This window comes from Lysinibacillus sp. PWR01 (genome assembly GCF_043359455.1).
GTDB classification, from domain to species: Bacteria; Bacillota; Bacilli; order Bacillales_A; family Planococcaceae; genus Lysinibacillus; species Lysinibacillus fusiformis_F.
The window spans coordinates 87,928-107,596 of record NZ_JBHERJ010000067.1; the positions used below are offsets into that span (position 1 = coordinate 87,928).

Below are 19,669 nucleotides of genomic sequence, written 5' to 3' on the forward strand. Positions count from 1 at the left end.
TTACACCCCCACTAATTGTTCCATCTTAATTTCTTCAATAATCTTTCCTTGTTGTAATATATAAATATAAACTGAACCATTTAATTCTTTATAATCCTCTTTAATAATTTGATCATCCAATGCTTTTAAAAATGGTGTTACTAAAATAAAGCGCGTATTTCCATCCGCTTCTTCACTTGTGTAATCAACCAGTCCGTATGCTTTCTTTTCACGAATATTTAATCGTCCATTGTCATATTCGTATTGCTTCACAACCTCTACATAATCAGCTGGTATAATCCGCGCAGCACTACTAATCGGTTGCACATGCAATTGCGTAAGCGATTTAATCGATTGTAGTTGGATACTTCGTTCACGTTCGATATCCTCTAAACGTTCGTTACTGCGCTCTTCTAAATCTTCAATTTGCGTGTATGTTTGATTAATTAATGCGCTATTTTTATTGTTCGGATTATCATCTAAATAGTTCGTTAAACGTTCCTGTAATACTTGCATTTGTTCATCAAATGAGCGACGTAAATACGTGCTTTTTCGATTTAAATAATCATCACGCTTCATCTGAACGGATTGTAGTACTTTTTTCGCTTGAATAATTGACTCTCGTTTAAACGACTTATCTTCGTTAGCTTCACTATTTACAAATTTTAATGGCTGTTGGAATAAGAAATACGGATCGATTTGAATAAATTCTCCTGTTTCTCTTTTAGCAAGTAACATCAATTCCTGCTCCAATTCACGACTATTCCCATCGACAACACTTATACGGCTTAATTCAATAATTAACGGCTCGCCTACAGTTGCTTTTACATTACAAACAGGTAATGCAACCTGCTGTAACTCCTGATTTGCTAATTCCATTGCTAGCTTCTTGACAGGGTGATCATTAGGAAGTAGTGTTACATCTTCCGTCTGTTTAGATGCACTTAATGAAAATCTTAACGATTCGTCTGTTCGGAATGAATATTTCTTTCTCTTTATTAATTCACGAATATTTTTAGGGAAACGATCAATTCGAACTGCTTTGCTATCATTTGAGAAATTCAATTTGATTCGAGAAGTTTCAAATTGCTTTACTGCAAATTCACCGTATACGCGAGGTGGCATACTATTGATTGAAATTTCTTGATAAGCTCTTCTCGCTCCAGGTAAATCGAAACTAGAATCATCTAAACGCTCTTGTTTCGCGAGTTCTAACAAGCGTTTATGCTCATCAGATAACGTTTTTTCCATCGTTGCCACAAGCTCATCTAAATTTTCACGCCCACTTATTGCACGTTCCATTAAATTCGCCAAATCTATATTATTTTCTTCGAGTACCTCACCGATAAAATCATATACTTGATCTTGCCCTAAGTCTTCACGCATTTGATCCATTTTCGTTAATAAACGAATAAGTACGTCACCTTCTCGTGTATTACTCGCAACTAGATTGAAAATAAATACTTCATTCTTCTGACCAATACGGTGAATACGCCCCATACGCTGCTCTAAACGGTTCGGATTCCACGGGATGTCATAGTTAATCATTTGATTACAGAACTGAAGGTTAATAGATTCCCCACCGGCATCTGTTGCCAGCATAATTTGCACATCATTACGGAATCTTTCAACCTGTTCACGACGCTGATCCATCGAAAAATTACCGACAATTTTTGTAATTTCAGGCACATGATTTAATAGCTTTCGTTCTAGGTAATATAAAGTGTCCTTAGATTCTGTAAAGATTAAAATTTTCTCACCTTTAGAAAGCAATCCTTCCTCACCAAATAAAGTATTTTCTAATTCTGCATACTTGACCTCTACATCTTGATAAACTAGTCTTTCTGCTTTCTGAACTAAGTCATTTAAAATCTCAATTTCAACACGTAATTCCTCAATATCAATAACATCTGTTTCACCTTCGATTAGTGCCTCAACTTCCTCTTGCTCATCAATCGAAAGTTCGTCGTATTCAAAAGGTTCAACCATTTTTACTGTTGATAATTCCGATTCAAGTAATTCTTCTAATTTTTCTTTTCGTCGTTTTAACGATAAATAAATCGCGTCAATGGATGAACTTAAACGACGCTGCAAAATCATCATCGCAAATGCAACATTCGGTTTATTATTTTGCTTGGCACGATTAAAATGCTCTCGCGCATACGCAGTTACTTCTTCATAAAGCTCTTGTTCTTCATAGCTTAAGTCGAATGCAATCGTTTTCGTTGTACGCTTCGGGAATAACGGAGTGCCATCAAAGTTTTTCATCGTTTCTTTTAAACGACGAATAACAAATGGATTACTCTTTTCATAAATAGAATCTCCCGTATTTAATCGTGAAAAAATATCATGATCTACTAAGCTCATCAAATGACGGAAGTTTTCTTTATCGCCCTTATGGGGTGTAGCAGTTAACAATAAGCAATGCTCAGTATGGCGAAGTAAACCTTCTCCTAGCTGATAAATCTTCGTACGACTAATTTTCCGCTTCTTTACACCATGCGTATAGGCAGCCATTTTATGTGCCTCATCGACAATGACTAAATCAAAATTAGCCTTCATTATGTAAGTTTTAATTTCTTCTCTTGCAGCCCAATAAAGTGATGAAATGATTTTGTCATGTGATTCAAAAGGGTTCACTTCGCTCGAACTATTCAACAAGCTACGGTTAACAATTGTAAACTCTTCCCCGAACTTATCCTTTAATTCCTCCTGCCATTGCTTTAATACTAATGGAGGTACTAAAATCAAAACTCGCTCTGCAGCTTGTCTTGCCATTAATTCGCGAATTAACATACCCGACATAATCGTTTTCCCTGCCCCTGGATCATCGGCAAGTAAATAGCGTACTTGCGGTGACTGTAGCATTCTACTGTAAACAGCTTCAATTTGGTGCGGAAGCGGAATGACCTTTTTATTGCCACGTGCGCGGGATTGGGAATATTTTTCTTCCGTTTTTAAAATGTAATACTGTAAATAATGTTGTAAACGCTCAGCATTGAATGTACTTTCTTCTTCCTGAATATTTTCCAATTGGCTAAGCTGCACTTTATCTAAATACTGTTCATAATACTTATTCGTTTTACGTCCAATCGATTCTACTAAATATAAATCTTCATCGATTTCTTCAAAGTGCTTTATTTCTACTATTTCTGGCCAGAATGAGCCTTTGATTATTTCTCCGATTTTTAGCAAATATATCCCTCACAATCTTTACATCTTTTTCTATTAAAAATTATACAGCTAATTACCCAATTAAAGAAGAACTCACGAAATACCATTATAAAATATGTAAAATATATTACGAAAGCTTATACTATTCCATAGGTATTAATTTCGAAATTAGGAGACCAAGATTAATTTCATAAAACAAAATAACAGCACTTCCTTCTAAATCAAAGGACGTACTGCTACTTGTTTTCATTATTTAATTACAAAAGTCCAAACCTTTTAAATCAATAAATCATAAATTTTATATATCAAGAGTGCCTTTCCAACCATTTATAAAGAGACTTTGAGTATCCACTTTAGTTAAAATTCGAATTAACTCTTCACGGTAGTATTTAAACACAGCATCTCGATAGTTCCCTTCTGGCCACTCCCCTTTTCCATATTGTTCAGTTGCTTTTTCCCAGAAGATTGGTTGAAACTCTCTAATAACCGCTTCTTTAACTAATTCGGTAATTTCTAACCGTATAGAGGAGAAACGATTAATAAAATCATCTAAAAATAATTCATATTCAAATCTCTCTAATTCCGATAAATTACGTAAACTTAAAATACTAGATAATTTGGTTTCAACTTCTTTTTTTGATCCCTCAAACAAACTATTAAAAGCGTCTTCTGTCGCTAAAGCTAAATAATGGTAATAATTATAAGCTGAATAGTGACCTCTATATCTGTTAACCGCATCTAATCTTGCAGGATGAACATTCCGTAATTTATCTGAGATAAATGTACCTAATACCGTAGCTAGCACGTTTGAATTATCAGGCTTACTTTCGATTTCCTCTTTCAAACTAAGAAGTTTTTCATTGGCATATTCGCTGTTTTCAAAATCATATTTCAACTTTTGGAATTTCTCATAGGCTTGCTCGCATTCTAATATATGTTCATCACGTTCTTTCAAGAGGTTGTTATTAATTTGTGAAATAATTTCTGCGTTTATCGGTTCATTTTTCTTTGAATTATAAAAAAGAATGTGATCTTCTGAAAACGGAATTCCAAGATGCTTAAATTTACTAATTATATTATCTTTACGATAGTTAATACCTTCAGATGCTGTTTCTGCTATTCCATCATCAGTCATTACTTCACTTGCTTCTTCGTTATAAACATTAATTAATAAATAAAATTTATTTGCATGATGTTTATCACGAATACGCGATTTTAGTAGATTCGATATATCAGAACTAGGGGCTGGTTTGAAACCATCAACAACTACATAGATAGATTCATTTTCTCTCTTATCTAAATACTCCAAGATATCTTCCCGTCTAAAACGATCTATGTTTTTTCCATCGGAGTCAATACCTCTAGTATCAATAATACTGTTCACAAAAGAGTAAGAATCGAAATCTATAACATCGGGGGTTGCATGAATGATAATTTTCTTAGGGAAAGGAATTGTTGGTACTTTTCCTAAATTAATTAACTCAAAAATTTTCACAGAACTTTCAAAATATGATTTTTCATCATTATAAGCTACATCAACAATTAATTCTTTACGATTCTCAAGATTTAATTCCGCTTTAAAGAATTGTAAAAAATCTTCATGACTTGTAAATTCACCATACTTTTCTTCTAAGGCTACTTTTTTATAACCCGCCATATTTCTTAAAAAACGCTCTATCTCATTTGGTACATAGAGTGTTTTAGTTAATTCCTCTGTTTGAAAACTAGCACAATAGTCTTCAATATATTGGTGAACCAGCTGTTCATCTTCTGGTATTACTTCAAAATATGATTTATTATTTTGACTTCGCTGTATTACTACTTCACATACAGTTGTCCCGCCAGCAGCTGTTGAAAGGAGACCTTTTTCATTTTGAATTAATTCGAATAACCTTAAAATTGACGTTGTTTTACCAATACCTTTTTCACCTATAAATACAAGATTAAATTTCAAAAAGTCTAGAATCATTTTTTTACGGATTAATAAATCATAAATCTTTTGAAAATTTTTCGCCTTTGCTTCCGGCAAATTTTCTGCATTTGTTAATTCATATTGAACTTCTAAAATTATCTCATCAATTGTCTTAGAACTATATGTTTGCCCCATTCTCCCAACCCCTTTTAAATAAAATTAATACGAATATACCTCCATTTTAAAACATTGAATCAAATACCACAATTAGAATATAATTACATAAAAATGAACTAAACTAAATATGTAAACAAATCCTCGGCTATCAAGCTCGTAACAGTCATTTTACTCCAGATTAATAAATTCATTTGTTAATTGCTCTGCTAATATAACAATAAAAGTGGTCACTCATTGAATTAGAGAACCACTTTCATTATTAATACAACGCATTATACATATGAATTGTAAATTCCGCTTCACTATAAGGCGTTACTTTATTTCCCTCTACTGTCGCCATTTTTAGCGTACATTTTTGTCCTGCTTTATAATATTGCTCGGTTAAATCAAATACCAGTTTCGCAGTACGTTCATGATTTTGCCCCTGCATATTAAACGTATAATCGATTTCATTTGAAATACGTTCTTCGTCTAAATAAAATGCAAAGCGAACAGTATGTGCCATAAATTCTGTCGAAATACTTTGCTCCTGGTACATCGGTACTTCAACACGATAGTTTTTAATGACACGTGATGGCATTGCTACATTTATTTCAACAGGTGTCGCCTGTGACGTACGACGATAATCAATTATCGGTGTAATGGTCTCTTGTGGCGTTGCCCCACCATGAACAAACTGTAGACCACCGCCGCCAACGAAACGGTTAATACCTTTTGCAATAGCTTTCTCCGCACCTTGTAACGTTGTAAAGGCTTCGGGTACAACAATGGCCCCAGCACCAACAACTAAATTTTCTCCAATAACAAAGCGACGATTACTATCAAATTTCTCACCTTCAGCACTTGCTACTTTCTCAGCATTTTCAACTTTTGAATTTTGATATAAGAACCCGTGATCCGCCGTAATGAAAATACGCTTCGCTTGCCATCTTGAAAGTAAATCCACAAGCTTCACTAAATCATCCATTGCGCGGTCAATCGCAGCATACGTTTCACGCTCTGACTTTACAGAATCACCTACAGAGTCAATCACATCATGATACACATACACTAAACGTTTACCCTTTAACTGCTCATCTGCTGTAGCACGTGTCCAAGACGAGATTTCGTCAAATCGGAAGGCAATCGCTTCTGGCTCAGATTTTTGTAAAATCTTAATACGATTCGTTAAACCATTTGTCGGTTCACCATCTGCTAACACTGTTCCGTTCGGTGTAATCGTCAACGTTTTATGTGGTAAAAGTGAGGCCATACCAAGCTGTGTATAGGTTGGCATATTCGCAACGAGTGGACTAATCGTAGCACTACCATTTGCACGTGTATCTAATCGCTCACGCAGTTCTGCCCCCGCTTCAAAACGTAACGCATCTGAAATAATAACGAATACGCGAGTTGATTCCTTTTGCATAATCGGCTCAATGTTTTCCTTATAGAAGGCAGCCTGTTTTGGGAGCTTACCTAATTCCTGTTGTTCTAAAGTATAGTTCGTTTCTTCCGCTACTTTTGATAAATACTTATTTTCATACCAGTTCGTTAACTTTTCAGCCAACTCATCTAATACTTCTCTATTTTCAAGTTGCATGTAACCTACTATAAAACGACGATATGCCTGATCAATTAAATATAGATCACTTGCATACTGCACATATAATGGAATACGCGTATCATATTGCTTTAACAATGTTTTGTGCATCGTTAAATCCACTGCATGTAATAAGACAGTTAAAAGTCCATGAATACGCTTGTTACGATTTGCCCAATGCATTTTTAAACGATTTTGTAAAATTTCTTTCCATTCCTCGAGATTAGCAGTTTGATGCAGTAGCTCTTTCGTCAGCTTTTCAATTAATAAAACATCTATAACCAGGAACGTTGAAATATTTGCATAATGCTCAGCTGGACGGTCATTTAACAATTCGACGATTGAAAACGTGGCTTCTATTCCTTGCATATACTGCTCTAACACTTCACGGTCCTTCGTTTGTAACCAATCATCTACAAATAATGCGCTGGCATTAGCCCGTGTCGTTTCATACTTTCTTTGCAATGTAGCATCCTCAAACTGCGCATAACGTTGGAAATGGGCATACAAAATATGCTCCATTAAATGTTGCAATGTATATGCCTCAATATGAACACCGAAATATTGTCCTAATAAAACAAAGAGTTGCTCTTTACTGAAACGCTTCGCAATTGATTTATATAACTCATTCGAATCTTCTTGTAAGCCAGACATCAATAGATTTTGCGCAATTTTATCCATATCCGCAATTTGCGTTCCAGTTAATACAGCTAACATCGCGTATTCAAATTCATGCTCACTTGCTTTTGGCTTCAAAACTTTTTTCAGCTTTTCTTTACGTTCCACACTTTTGAAAAACTCGGGATACTTTTCCATCATTTCTCGTAACAGTGCATCACTCACTTGTAACTGTTCTGCTAATAAAGCCGTTGTATCTGCTTTAAATTCTGTACCGTATAGCTCCATATCAAGTAAATAATTTTTTTCCTTTTCAGGTTTTGCAAAATTTGCATATAGTAAAAATGAATCATCTCTTTTTTCTGTTTCAATTTCTATTTTTAACGAGAAAAAATTATTACGTGTCAAAGCTCGTACATGAACTGGCTGATCTGCTAGTTCTTCCTTTAGCGATTCCACCGTATGCTCCCCTTGCTCGTCATACCAAAAAACAACTGTACGAGGCTTCCTATGTACTTCAACTTCTATGCGTTCTTTTAATAATTGTAATACGTTCAATGTGAAGCTCCTTTCTAAAATTTTTTATAATGTAACACTTATAAAAAGCATGTATACTATTTAGAATACCAATTTGATCATCATTTATCCTCACTGCATTAGCAAGGGCTAAGGTGTTTTTATTTTATATATTAAAACATTCGTCACACTATAAAAATAGTATAACGAATGTTTTATACTTAGTAACTATTTAATCTTTGCTAATACACCTTTACCACCACGATAAAACTCGTCATAGTTCACCTTCACACCGACATCTAAATCAATTTCGATTTCCTCCGCTGCAATTACCGCTAAACGCTTATCAAACTCTCGAAGCTCTTCAATTTTCTTCTCAAACGATACTTTCTCAGTATTTAGCTTCTTCTTATCCGTTGCACTTAAATTCGGATTTACTAAACGATTTTCTAAGTCCGCAATTTCTTGCTGATACTTAGCTTGGATTTCCTGTAAATGATCGAATCGAATCGTTGCCATCGTATCAGGTTGGTAGCGGTGCATATAGATTAATGTACGTAGACCTTTTTGTTTGCCTGAGTCTACTAACCAATAAATCGGTAAATTATTATATAATGTTGAATGATCTTTATAAAAATTATTGAATATATAATTCACAAATTTCTCTTCTACAGTAGAACCATTCACAGATATATGGCTCATAACCCACTCGAAATTTTCGGTTAACTCATTTTCTCCAAATTCTTCACAAAGAAATTTTTTAAAATATGCTATTAATTCGTTACTATCCAGTAACGATATTATATTTCGATTAGATTTTATTTGACTACCTTGAAAACGCCCAAATATAGTACCAATAAAATAACTAATTAATTCTTTTGATAAAACTTCTTCTGTCGATTCTCTCAAATACGAATCCAAACTTCCATTTTCTATCAAAAATTCATGTACTTCTTCTCTTACATCATATAAGTCTATAAAATATTCATCAATTCCTTTTTCTATATCAATTAGTTTTGATTTTCTACTTTCACATTCCCTCAACCAAATATTGTAAGCTTCTGAACATAAATTAACATCATATTTAATTAAATTGGCAATTTTATATCCAGGAGAAGTTTCATGCGTCAACCAATCCTCTTTAACAACTTCAATAGCCTCTTTTACCAACTCAACAATTTTCTTAGAAAAATCATGTTTATAGGGTAAATTAGCAACTGTTCCCGGAGAATAATCTAATGTTGGCGATAAATAACTCAGAAATAAATTAGCCACGCTTGAATTTAAATATCCCATTATAAAGAATTGAATGTCTTCTTCCTCAAAGAAAATCATAGATCCTTTATTATCAAATAGATTCCCTTCTTCAGAATAGCGGAAAGATATATCTTTAGTTGTCAACGTTGACCAAGTAATGCCCCTTTTAAAGTAATAGTTTTCATTCCAACATCCACTATTCTTTTTTTCAATTTTTCCTTCTAATAATTTTTGATGTTTATCGGCTTTAATATCCCTTCCGTTATCTCTCCAATTAACTACTAAATCGTTGTTTCCATACCACTTCCTAAATGTCCCTCCTTTATTATATGAGAACCATTTTTTCGTGTTTTTATTTTCTATATTGTACTCCCCTGGGAATGATATATCATTAGAATTAACCTCATACCAATATCTTATAAACTTTTCATTTTCCCCAGTTTGCAGCCCTACTTTAGGTTCCGCAAAATTAACTATACTCATCTCATTTTTAAATAATTTTGCAGTTTTTTCAGTTGCCCAAAATGCTAAAGGGAAATCAGGAATATTATCGAAGAATTTTTGATTTTTATAGAATTTGTTTTCTGAGTTTAATAATGCTATACGTTTACTTTCCGAGTCTGAAAACTTATTTAATTTAAAGTATACACCTTTAAAATCAGAGATATTGCCTTTTAAAAGTACATATGCAGTTGATTGAACAACTTCCCCATTAATTTCCTCAAAAGCATTACTTCCAAGGTAGACCATCGACATTATTGAAGTGTTTTTTAGAATTTTTGTTCTAACCTTCTTGTAACGCGAAGTAAACATCCATACCTGTTGATTTATCGTTGCATTTAATCCATTTAATTTTGTAAATTCTAGACTTTTCTCAATAAACATCGAAAACAAATCATTCTTACTTAAAGAATAATTTAACTTGGAAAATTTTGACATTTCATTATTCATCTTAGAATTACTTAAATACGGTGGATTTAAAATAACAATATCGTATTCTTTGCGCATAATCTTCGTCTGATGAATTAATGCTGGCAATACTTTTTTCGCTAAATCATGCTGTTCTACATAGAACAAATCTTTTACTGGATTATTAATTATATGCTCAAATCGCTCTTCAATAAATGCTATCTCACGTTCCGTAATATTAATTAACGAACCGTACGTTTTCGCATTGTGATATTGATTAAAAAATGCCTTTACTCGATCGTATCGCTCACCATCCTCTTGCTGTGCAATATAGGCAACAACATCGTCTGAAATATGATTCGTTTCTTGAATCGATGCTAGATTTAATTGAATACCTTCACGTTCTACACTACGTAAGAAACGGCGGGAAGATTGTGCCGCCTTCATTACAACTGCAAATGCCGCTAATTGATAAGCACGATCGTCAATATCTAAACCATATAAGTTATTTTCTAAAATGAGGCGCGGGATATCACGCTCAGGGTATCCACACTTCTCGTAAATTTCATGGAAAACTTCAAAGGCATAAACTAAAATATGCCCACTACCCATTGCAGGATCTAGTAGCTTAATGTCTTCTACCTTTAATTCTTTATTCACATACGGCACGATTTTTTCGTGGAAATCCTCTTCTTCGTGTTTGATAAAGTAATCCCAATTATCGATTAAATCTTCGTCTTCTCGATGCGCTTCTGTCCAATAAAGCCCAAGTGAGTTTTGTACCATATATTGTACAATCCATTTTGGTGTAAATAGCTGTGTCGCAAATGGAATTTCCTCTTTTTTATACTTCGATTTTTGCGCAAACACACGGTCTTTTTCTTCGGCGATATAGTATTGATACAACCAACCAATCACTTCAATTTCAGCAAAGCTTTCTGTTAATTCTCTATTTTGCACAAGAGTTTTAATGACAGATTCTGCATCTAATAAGAAGTCCGGTAATAGTAACTCTGTATAATCCTGAATCGGTTCAAACATAAACGGCAAAATGCGATTTAACGCATTACATTGTGCCACAAATAAAATGCGGTATGCTTCCTCTGTATTACCAGCATTAACTAGCTCACGTATTTCTTCAACCTTAATATTTAAATCCATCGTGTCATATTCAAATAAAATATCTGGATCCGCTCGTCCTATACTACTTGATAGCACATTAACCTGCTCTGATAAGTATTCGTGTACCTCCATATAGCGAATAGCGATGATTCGGTTAAACCATGTGTAAGCTGCTTCTTCAAGAAGTTGTTTATAACCTTTTTGTTCTAACTGCTTTTGTAATGACGTAAATGCAGGCTTGATTGATAGCGGATACGTTTGACCGTTAATTAATAGCTGTCCAAACTGTTCCTCGATATGTAAACCATTCTTTTCATCGATTCCGTATAAACGGGCTTTTGTTTGGACTTGCTCAATTAATTTACGACGTGACCAAGTTGCGAAGTTTTTCAATGCTGTTTTATTCATAATTTTGCTCACCTCTTATAAGTAAAAGAAGGGGAAATCCCCCTCCTTTTTATAATTCAAATTTTAACGTGTTGTCTTTTAACTCTTTTAATAGCTGCTGTTTTAGCTCTGCTAATAAATCATCTAATTCTGACTGTGTTTGGATTTCTGTTTTTACTAACATATCTCGCAACATCTGCGATGAAATGACCTTCATACTTTTTTCCCTTACAACTGGCGGTGGTGTAGCCCCAGGTGGTGTGTCTACAACTGGCTTCTTCACTACACGAAGCAATTCATCTTCTTTTTGTTTCGCCGCTTGTTGAATTTGTGCTGTCACATCTCGAAGCTCACTTAATTTCAGTTGAATCATAATTAAACTATCCGCTGCTAAGAGTTGTTGCTGTATATTCGTAAATCGAAGCATCCTTTCAGCAATTAATTTACTTACCTCTTCGTTATTTGAATAGTATTCTTTAAGCTCAGTTAATTTTTGCTCAAGCTGTGTAATTTGTGTACTAACTGCCTGCTTATGTTCAACCACTTCCTGCTGAATTGCCTTCTGTAACTTTTCAATAATCCGCGGAGTTAAATGGATATCATCATATGGCTCTATTTTTACTAAAATATCCGTAAGTTGCTTCTTTAGTAGTTTCACTTGATCTGATTGTGTATGATTTAAGTCATTTTGAATATTTTTTAAATACTGTACAGCTTCGTCAAATCGTTTAATTGGTGCATTTAAATAAAATCCTATTAAATCATCTAGCTCTTCCTGTGCATCAATTAATTCACCCTCAGCGTCGATGAAAGCCTTCACTAACTGTTCAGGGTCACGAATTTGCATTAAGCGTTTTATATCATTTGAAATTGACACTACTTTTGTATATTCAGGATACGGATATTGTGACGAATTCCCTTGCTGATAACGATCTGTAATATTTTGAAGTGGTTCCCCAAAATTTTTATGCATTTCCGCAGTTAAAGCGTCTGCAAATTCTTGATAAGAGTCACCGCAATCTAATCGACCGAAGAATTTTTTATATATACGAATGAAGTTCCGTCTTACTTCCGGATTAACTTCGATTTCAGGCACGACGCGGATTTTATCGCGATCTGTTGCACGGTTTAATTTTGTATAAAAGTCCGTTGCAATAGTTGGGCTAAATAGTTCATCTGTAATCGTAAATTTCAATTTACTATCATGTATTAACGCTAACAAAATTCCAATTGTATCAATTTCTGTCCAACCATATGGCACTTGGCTATATTTATCTAGTACCTCTTTTAACGATGGCTTTTGATGTAAACGAATCAGCTCTTCTAAATAACGAAGCACTTCATTATAAGCTCTAATATTCCCTGTTGTATTTAGCAAATCTTGCTGAATTCCTTGTTCATATATACGTTTCCATTCAACCGTCACATTCTTCATAGGGATTGGCTCATCGATATATTCTAAGTATTTATAAGTGTTTTGTACGAGCATTTCAAATGCATCATTTACTTGCTTTTCAAAGCTACCACGGAATGTTCGCTCCTGCATTTGAATATAAAACGTTGCTGATTCACACGCTTTTGCTAATAATTCTTTTGCTTTTTTATCATAATCATCGACACTTGCTAATTTTGTATCGTAAATGCGGTGCTGCGCTTGTGTTGTACTTGGGTTACGCTTTGCAGATACATAACGTCGAATTTGCTCCGATAAACGAATCGCTTCTTCCGCCTCTGCCACTAGCTCTTCGTTTAAGTAGACAACCATTTGTCCTTCAACAGATTGCAAAGCCGCTTCTGCTAGTGACATAGAGCCTGTAATAACTTGCATCGTTAACGGATATTTCATATTCGATTTTGAATAGTTATCAAAGCGTTTATTGTATTCAAAAATAAAGCCTTTGCTATTTGTAAATTTCGCTTTATTGTACATTTCAGAGAAAAATGTCTCTGCTAAGTTCGCCTTAATGGTACTCGCATTCACATCTACATTTCGAATCTCACTATTAATTTCTTGTTCCTCATCAGAAAGGAATGAATACGTACCGTCCGCATGCTTTTCAATGAACATCGTTTGCTCTAAACGGTTTAACGACTCTTTAATCGCTGTTTCATTTTGTTCAGCATCTATGCGTGTTAAAAGGAGAGCCGCGATATTACTTGGTGTAGCTTGAATATGGTCGATTCCTTTAATTAAGTAAAGAACTTTTAAAATATCAACATCAGCTACGTACAGACCCTCGTTATTAGTAGCTCGGCTTTCTGCTTTCGTAATCGTTTGTACAATCGTTGACTCTAAATGCTGACGAATTGTTGGGTAAAATTCTGCCATCGTTACTAATGTGCCAAGCTCATCATCAATATGCTTAATCGCTGCATCTTGGAACGATTTCAGTAATGAACGTTCCCCACGCGATGCATATGAACTTCCTTCACCGTGAATACCGATTTTCTCTAGTACAGCTTGTAATAGTTCTACTTGATACGGAACGAACGGATATATGGCCACAAACTCATCTGTTGTTCGGTACGCTGAACGATATTGTGTTTTCTCTTTATCAAAAGATAAGCGGTTGCGAATTAATTGCTCATTCGGCTCATACATCGTTTCTAATGTTTTTGTAGCCGTTTCCGACTTTTCGAGTAAACGACGCTTTAATACTTCATCTGTATTGGAACTTGATAGATTAATACGTGTTTTGAAGCGGCCTTGAATTTTCGAGAAGCTCGTTGTATCAACTACATTTGCCACTGATTTAATGCTTTCTTGTGACGTTATTGCAATCCAAGCTTGTCCGTTTGTTGCAGCACCGATTTCTTCCACTGCGTTTTGTAAGTCCAACATTAAATTGTTATCCATACCGATGTATTGACCTACTTCATCGATTAGGAATACTAAACGGTAATCTGAACCTTTTGATTCGCAATATTCCGCGATTAGTTTCCCTAGCTCTTTCGCTGAAATGCTAAATTCCTTTTGCGCATTGCGTACCATAAAATCAGCCGATGCTTCGTCATAGCCAATCGCAGTTAATGCCGCAATCATTTTCCCGAAACGCATACGGAATTTTAAACGATAGTCTTGCCACGTTTCTCCGTACAGTTCTTCAATTTTATTCGTGAAAGCAAGGTACTTTCCTTCACGCTCTAATTGGCGTTCAAAATCCGCCACCCAAAGTGTTGTTGAATAGCCTACATGCTCATTGAAAATACGTAAAATGATTTCAATTATACTTTCTTTACTGCCACGCGTCGCATTTGTACTTGCCTCAGAGCCAACATTGAATAATAGTGCATCAGACTCTTTAGCACCGATTCGACGCATCGCCGCTAATAATGTTTCATCAGTAATTTTGTCCTCAAAACATTGGAATGGTGGACGACCTTTAATTTCTTTATTGTCTAATAAATAAGAAAGGATTTTTAAAAAGTGAGATTTACCTGAACCAAAGAAACCCGATATCCAAACACCCACGTCTTTTGTAGGTACTTTATAAACATCTTCATAGTTTTTATAAAAATCTTTTAAGCTATTTAAAATCTCATCTGTGACAACGTATTCCTTTAACTCTGTGTGAATTGTTTCTTCGTCTGTTTGTCCGGCTTGTACAACACCATTAATGGGACGATTAATATCTTCTTTAAAAATATCTTTAATGATCATTTAAAGCACTCCCTATGAAATTCGTGTAATTTGATATTCGTCTTCATGACGGAATTGATTATATAAACGTAAATCAAGACCTGTAAAATGGCCTGGATAAAAAAGTACTAATGGCGTCCTAAATGCATGGTTCGATAGTTTCTTTAATAAATGGCTAGATCTTATAAACGGATGAACTGTGCCTACCCCTGTGATAAAGATTAGCTCTGCATCCTCTGCTTTTTCAATAAAGCTATCTACTAATAGTGTACGATCTTCAAGTACAGTTTGAATCGCTTGTGAAAGTTCTTCGTATCCTTCTTCTTCAGCTAATTCAATAAGTTCCTCTAAATCGTCTTCAAATAACGCAAGCAAGAATTCAAATAAGTTGATTTCTTTAATATTCAATGGCGTACGCTTTAATAGTCCTTCTGTATATGTACGGACGATTAGCTCGTCTTCTGCTGGATAATCAAATACAAAGTGCGGGATTTCACTGCCAATACCAGTAGGCTTAGTAAAGCCCTCCTGATGAATGCGTGCTTCTAATTGCTCTAAACGTTTATAAATCGTCATCATTTCCACCTACCTCTAACGTAATCATTGCCGCCAATAAGCTATCCTTTTTTAAAGCGTATTCTTTTAACTGTGGACTCACATGCAAGGGTGCAATTATATACACATCTTCATTTAGGTCAATTATACCACTCGTCCTGTATAATAATAGAAGCGTATTGTTAATCTTTTTCTTAGAAACAATATGCCAACTCGCAATTTTATCAGATTGCTGCTCTTTTTCTTCCATGTAGAAATTCATATGCGCTAAAGTTAATTGTTTATTTTTCTGCTGATAACGATAGACAATTAATTCATAGAAACTTTCATAGGCGTAACGATACGTTTTTAAAAATGTATATAAAATCAAAGCTTTTTGATCGTATTTAGTTCCTTGTAAATAGAGGCTTCTTAGTTCATCAGACAGGCTCATTGCTCTTTTAAAAGCCAACTGAAACCTTTTCTGAAGTGCAGACTCACTTTTCACTAAAAATGGATTTTCATTTAATACAATTTCTCGAATCTCATCTCGATTCAATCCTTGTTCTAATAAGGCTAAAACATACTCAATATCTTGCTGGTACCAACGTTCACTTGTAATTCCCGCAGAGTATTCCATATTATGACCTCCATTTTTATTCTTACTATAAGTATAACGATTGCCTATACAAATGGGTAATTGATTTATATTCCAAATAGTGAAACCTTCAATATAGTTACTCGTATAACTTATAAATACCATTTTACAGGAGGTTCTATTATGAGAGAAGCTTGGCATACAAACGATGATAGACTTTATATAATCCCGCAAAATTTGCCCGCACCTGAAATCGATAATCATAAGCAAATTTCCAAAAAAGGTACGTTTATTTGCCCATACTGCAAAGCGCAATTATATGTAAAAAGCGGATATTCATTGGCAGGATTTTTTAAAACAACTAGGGGAATTAGAGGACCTACAGGCGGTACTTAAGTTACCTAAAACAGACTTAAACGTGAAAAGTATAATGTATATCACGCCGGCTAATGAAGCCATTTCTATTGAAGCTTTTCATGTTTTAGAACATCCAAATACTTTACCGCCGAAAGCACACTTCTTCGCAATGCCTTATAAACTAACATTTTCTCAAGCATTTAAAATAAACGATGAAAATCTTAGCCTAGCGGACCTAGACATCGAAATTAATAATCAATCAAAATACGCTGAACATTTTTTACAGGCAAAGGAAGCTTTTGAACGCCAACTTGAAGAAAAGGCTCTTTTAGCTAAGTCAGCGGTGGAAGAAAACAGAAAACAAGCTATTGAAAACCAGCAAACGTATTTAGAAAGATATAGTCAAAGTAACTATGTAAAATCAGATAAGGATAAAAAGCGTGAACTAGTAATGAAAGCCTTCCTTTCTAATAATTAAATGCAAAATTTGTTTTTCCTCAATTGAAACCAAATCATATATCAAAGAGCGAAAAGGGTTGTCCTAACGGGTGACCCTTTTTTGCTTTTTTCATTGCTAATTACAAAACTATTTTACAACCTTCAAAAGGTTCTTTAGACCTATAAGAATTAAAAAGTCTAAAGATATAATGATTTGCAGATTTGAAACAATTCATTGGCATTTATTTTCGAAAATAATCAAAAAAAAAGATCAAAGCTATTCGAATACTTAAAAAGCCATGGTAGAATACTTCAAATTTTAGTAGGACAAGCCTTTTTAGTCCTTCTAGGATTCAACAGCACCCTATCCGGAAGGGTTGCTATTAATGCATTTTTTTTATCTTTAGGTACCTAGGCATGAAATTAGTAATAACGGAGGAAAATTCGATATGCAAAACAATCTGGAATGTAATGAATTCGAACAAGAAGATCAAGAAGTAGAAGACGATTTTTCTAAACTAAAATTAGCTGAAGCTAAATTAGAACTAGATATTAAAAGTGAAAAAAAACATGCTAAGGAAAAGCCACCTAATGTTCAAAGCGACGGACAACAATCAAGTATTAAATTGTATAAAGAGTTGTACGAAAGTATTAATAGCCTAGATGAGTATGGGTTTGAATGGCAACCACCCATAACATTTGAAGAATCATCTCTAAAGCAATTTGACGTTAATATTTTTCCTAATACTTTAAAAAATATGGTTTTAGCAGTAAGTCGCTTTACACAGACCCCAGTAGATCTTGCTGCAATTTGTTTAATTGGTGTACTATCAACTGTTTTACAAAAAAAGTTTCACGTTGAACCAATCAAAGGATGGAAAGAACCTTTAAACACATACACAGCCGTGCTATTACAAGCATCAAATCGTAAGTCGGCTGTTTTTGGATTAATGATGGGACCTTTATTCGATTATGAATCGAATCTTATTAAATCGCATCAAGAAGTGCAGAAAAAGAATGAAAAACATCTATCTTTACTAAATAGGCGTATAGATAAACTTGAAAATGAATATGCAAAATCAGGTGATACTGAGCCACTAGACGATTTGGAAAATTTGTGGACCTTAAGAGAAAAATTAAAACCAAAGCCAGCTCCAACTCTCATTTTAGATAACTCAACTGAAGAAGTAATAGTATCTAGGATTTCCCAAAATTCTGAACGTATTGCGATTGCCTCTTCAGAAGGAGATTTATTTGAACGGTTAAAATCATCTATTAAATTTGAAGCAAGTAAACTAGATGTGTATTTAAAGGGTTATTCGGGTGACTCCCTGCGAACTGACCGAATCTCAAGAGATACTGAACGAATAGAAGAACCTTTAGTAACAATTTGCATCTCAGCCCAGCCGACCGTTATTCAGGATATGCCTCAGAAAATCATTGATCGAGGCTTAATTCCTCGTTTTTTAATCTCTATGCCTGAAGATTTATTAGGTAAACGAGATGTGTACAATGCTAAACCAGTAGATTCAGAAACTAAATATTTATATAACAATTTAATTTCTAAACTACTAAGTTTCGAAGGTAAAGATTCAGTTGCACTTGAACTTTCCTCGGAATCATACGATGTCCTGAAGAAATTTGAACACCATGTGGAGACATTATTTTTACCAGAACAACTATATTGTGACTCTTTAAAAAGTTGGGGTGGGAAAATTATCGGTAATTTATTACGAATTACAGGTTTATTACATGTTGCTAAACACACCGACATTGCAAAGGACAAATCAGATATTCCTACAACAATTGAAGTAAAAACTTTAAAGGCAGCACTAAAGTTAAAGGAATATTTTGATTCCCAAATTATTAACGCTTATGGCATCATGTTTAGCAAAGAATCGAACGATATGGCTCAATATTTACTAGGTAAGTTAGAACTACTAACAGAAGAAAAGAAACAGCGTAAAGTTTCTAAGCAAGATTTATGGCAAAAGACAAAAAAGATTTTTACTACTGCCCCAACGTTTAACCTATCATTAAAAATTTTAGAAGAGCGTGGTTTTATCCATTTTGACTTAGGTGGTAAATCAGGACGAAAAGAATTTATTATCTTATCACCTTTTGTAAACAAAGATAAAAAAAATTAACAGTAGCTATTCGAATATGAAAAAACGGCTGTTATTATATTTCCAGCTTTTAAACAACAAAGCTAGATTAGAGAAAGGTAGGAAATTCAATGCAACCACGTGAATTAGAAAATGAAGAATGGATGAATTTAAAAACCGCTGCTGAGTATTTAAATGTATCTTACAAAACGCTAATGTCTTTTCGTGCAAAGGGATTAGAGGTAGCAGAGATCGGTCGTATTCGACGTGTATCAAAATCAGCATTAGATGAATTTATGAAACAAAATAGCTTTTAAAACTAGAGATTTGAGGGGAATTACTTCGCAAAACTAATCTCTTCAAT

Annotated in this window: 11 protein-coding genes; 4 read left to right on the forward strand and 7 right to left on the reverse strand. The window is 34.3% G+C overall.

Annotated features, from left to right (window positions below; genetic code table 11):
* The 7 genes from ACEVFT_RS13720 to ACEVFT_RS13750 form a co-directional block, all read right to left on the reverse strand.
* Complete coding sequence (locus ACEVFT_RS13720) at window positions 1-3,174, reverse strand: helicase-related protein (RefSeq protein ID WP_393950346.1); 3,174 nt, start codon at window positions 3,172-3,174, stop codon at window positions 1-3.
* Between the two features lie 277 nt (window positions 3,175-3,451).
* Complete coding sequence (locus tag ACEVFT_RS13725; protein ID WP_393950348.1) at window positions 3,452-5,260, reverse strand: hypothetical protein; 1,809 nt, start codon at window positions 5,258-5,260, stop codon at window positions 3,452-3,454.
* Between the two features lie 241 nt (window positions 5,261-5,501).
* Window positions 5,502-8,000, reverse strand: coding sequence for a BREX-1 system phosphatase PglZ type A (gene pglZ, locus ACEVFT_RS13730; RefSeq protein WP_393950350.1), 2,499 nt, complete (start codon window positions 7,998-8,000; stop codon window positions 5,502-5,504).
* 186 nt (window positions 8,001-8,186) lie between these two features.
* The gene (gene pglX, locus ACEVFT_RS13735) at window positions 8,187-11,654 is read right to left on the reverse strand and encodes a BREX-1 system adenine-specific DNA-methyltransferase PglX (RefSeq protein WP_393950352.1); all 3,468 of its coding nucleotides are present in this window, start codon (window positions 11,652-11,654) and stop codon (window positions 8,187-8,189) included.
* A 49-nt stretch (window positions 11,655-11,703) separates the two neighbouring features.
* Complete coding sequence (gene brxC, locus ACEVFT_RS13740) at window positions 11,704-15,294, reverse strand: BREX system P-loop protein BrxC (RefSeq protein ID WP_393950354.1); 3,591 nt, start codon at window positions 15,292-15,294, stop codon at window positions 11,704-11,706.
* Window positions 15,295-15,306: 12 nt separating this feature from the next.
* Window positions 15,307-15,849, reverse strand: a complete 543-nt coding sequence (locus ACEVFT_RS13745) for a BREX protein BrxB domain-containing protein (protein ID WP_393950356.1) — start codon at window positions 15,847-15,849, stop codon at window positions 15,307-15,309.
* A complete protein-coding gene (locus ACEVFT_RS13750; RefSeq protein WP_393950358.1) occupies window positions 15,836-16,447 on the reverse strand; it encodes a BrxA family protein in 612 nt (203 codons plus the stop codon). Before ACEVFT_RS13750 ends, ACEVFT_RS13745 begins: the two co-directional genes overlap by 14 nt.
* Window positions 16,448-16,588: 141 nt before the next feature.
* Here ACEVFT_RS13750 and ACEVFT_RS13755 point away from each other — a divergent pair, with 141 nt between their 5' ends.
* The 4 genes from ACEVFT_RS13755 to ACEVFT_RS13770 all read left to right on the forward strand — a co-directional run bounded on the left by ACEVFT_RS13755 (window position 16,589) and on the right by ACEVFT_RS13770 (window position 19,622).
* Window positions 16,589-16,801: a competence protein CoiA family protein gene (locus ACEVFT_RS13755; RefSeq protein WP_393950360.1), complete on the forward strand. Its 213-nt coding sequence runs from the start codon at window positions 16,589-16,591 to the stop codon at window positions 16,799-16,801.
* 22 nt (window positions 16,802-16,823) lie between these two features.
* Window positions 16,824-17,240 carry a hypothetical protein gene (locus ACEVFT_RS13760; RefSeq protein ID WP_393950362.1) on the forward strand — a complete coding sequence of 139 codons (417 nt, stop codon included), beginning with the start codon at window positions 16,824-16,826 and terminating at the stop codon, window positions 17,238-17,240.
* Between the two features lie 409 nt (window positions 17,241-17,649).
* On the forward strand, window positions 17,650-19,347 hold the full coding sequence (locus ACEVFT_RS13765; protein ID WP_393950364.1) for a YfjI family protein: 1,698 nt from the start codon (window positions 17,650-17,652) through the stop codon (window positions 19,345-19,347).
* An 89-nt stretch (window positions 19,348-19,436) separates the two neighbouring features.
* Window positions 19,437-19,622, forward strand: coding sequence for a helix-turn-helix domain-containing protein (locus ACEVFT_RS13770; RefSeq protein ID WP_258860346.1), 186 nt, complete (start codon window positions 19,437-19,439; stop codon window positions 19,620-19,622).
* Window positions 19,623-19,669: the final 47 nt, after the last annotated feature.

Bases quoted from the DNA above. Each gene is read 5' to 3' on its own strand.
- ACEVFT_RS13765 (WP_393950364.1), top strand. From the start codon at position 17,650: ATGCAAAACAATCTGGAATGTAATGAATTCGAACAAGAAGATCAAGAA.
- ACEVFT_RS13755 (WP_393950360.1), top strand. From the start codon at position 16,589: ATGAGAGAAGCTTGGCATACAAACGATGATAGACTTTATATAATCCCG.
- pglX (WP_393950352.1), bottom strand. From the start codon at position 11,654: ATGAATAAAACAGCATTGAAAAACTTCGCAACTTGGTCACGTCGTAAA.
- brxC (WP_393950354.1), bottom strand. From the start codon at position 15,294: ATGATCATTAAAGATATTTTTAAAGAAGATATTAATCGTCCCATTAAT.
- ACEVFT_RS13750 (WP_393950358.1), bottom strand. From the start codon at position 16,447: ATGGAATACTCTGCGGGAATTACAAGTGAACGTTGGTACCAGCAAGAT.
- ACEVFT_RS13725 (WP_393950348.1), bottom strand. From the start codon at position 5,260: ATGGGGCAAACATATAGTTCTAAGACAATTGATGAGATAATTTTAGAA.
- ACEVFT_RS13745 (WP_393950356.1), bottom strand. From the start codon at position 15,849: ATGACGATTTATAAACGTTTAGAGCAATTAGAAGCACGCATTCATCAG.
- ACEVFT_RS13770 (WP_258860346.1), top strand. From the start codon at position 19,437: ATGCAACCACGTGAATTAGAAAATGAAGAATGGATGAATTTAAAAACC.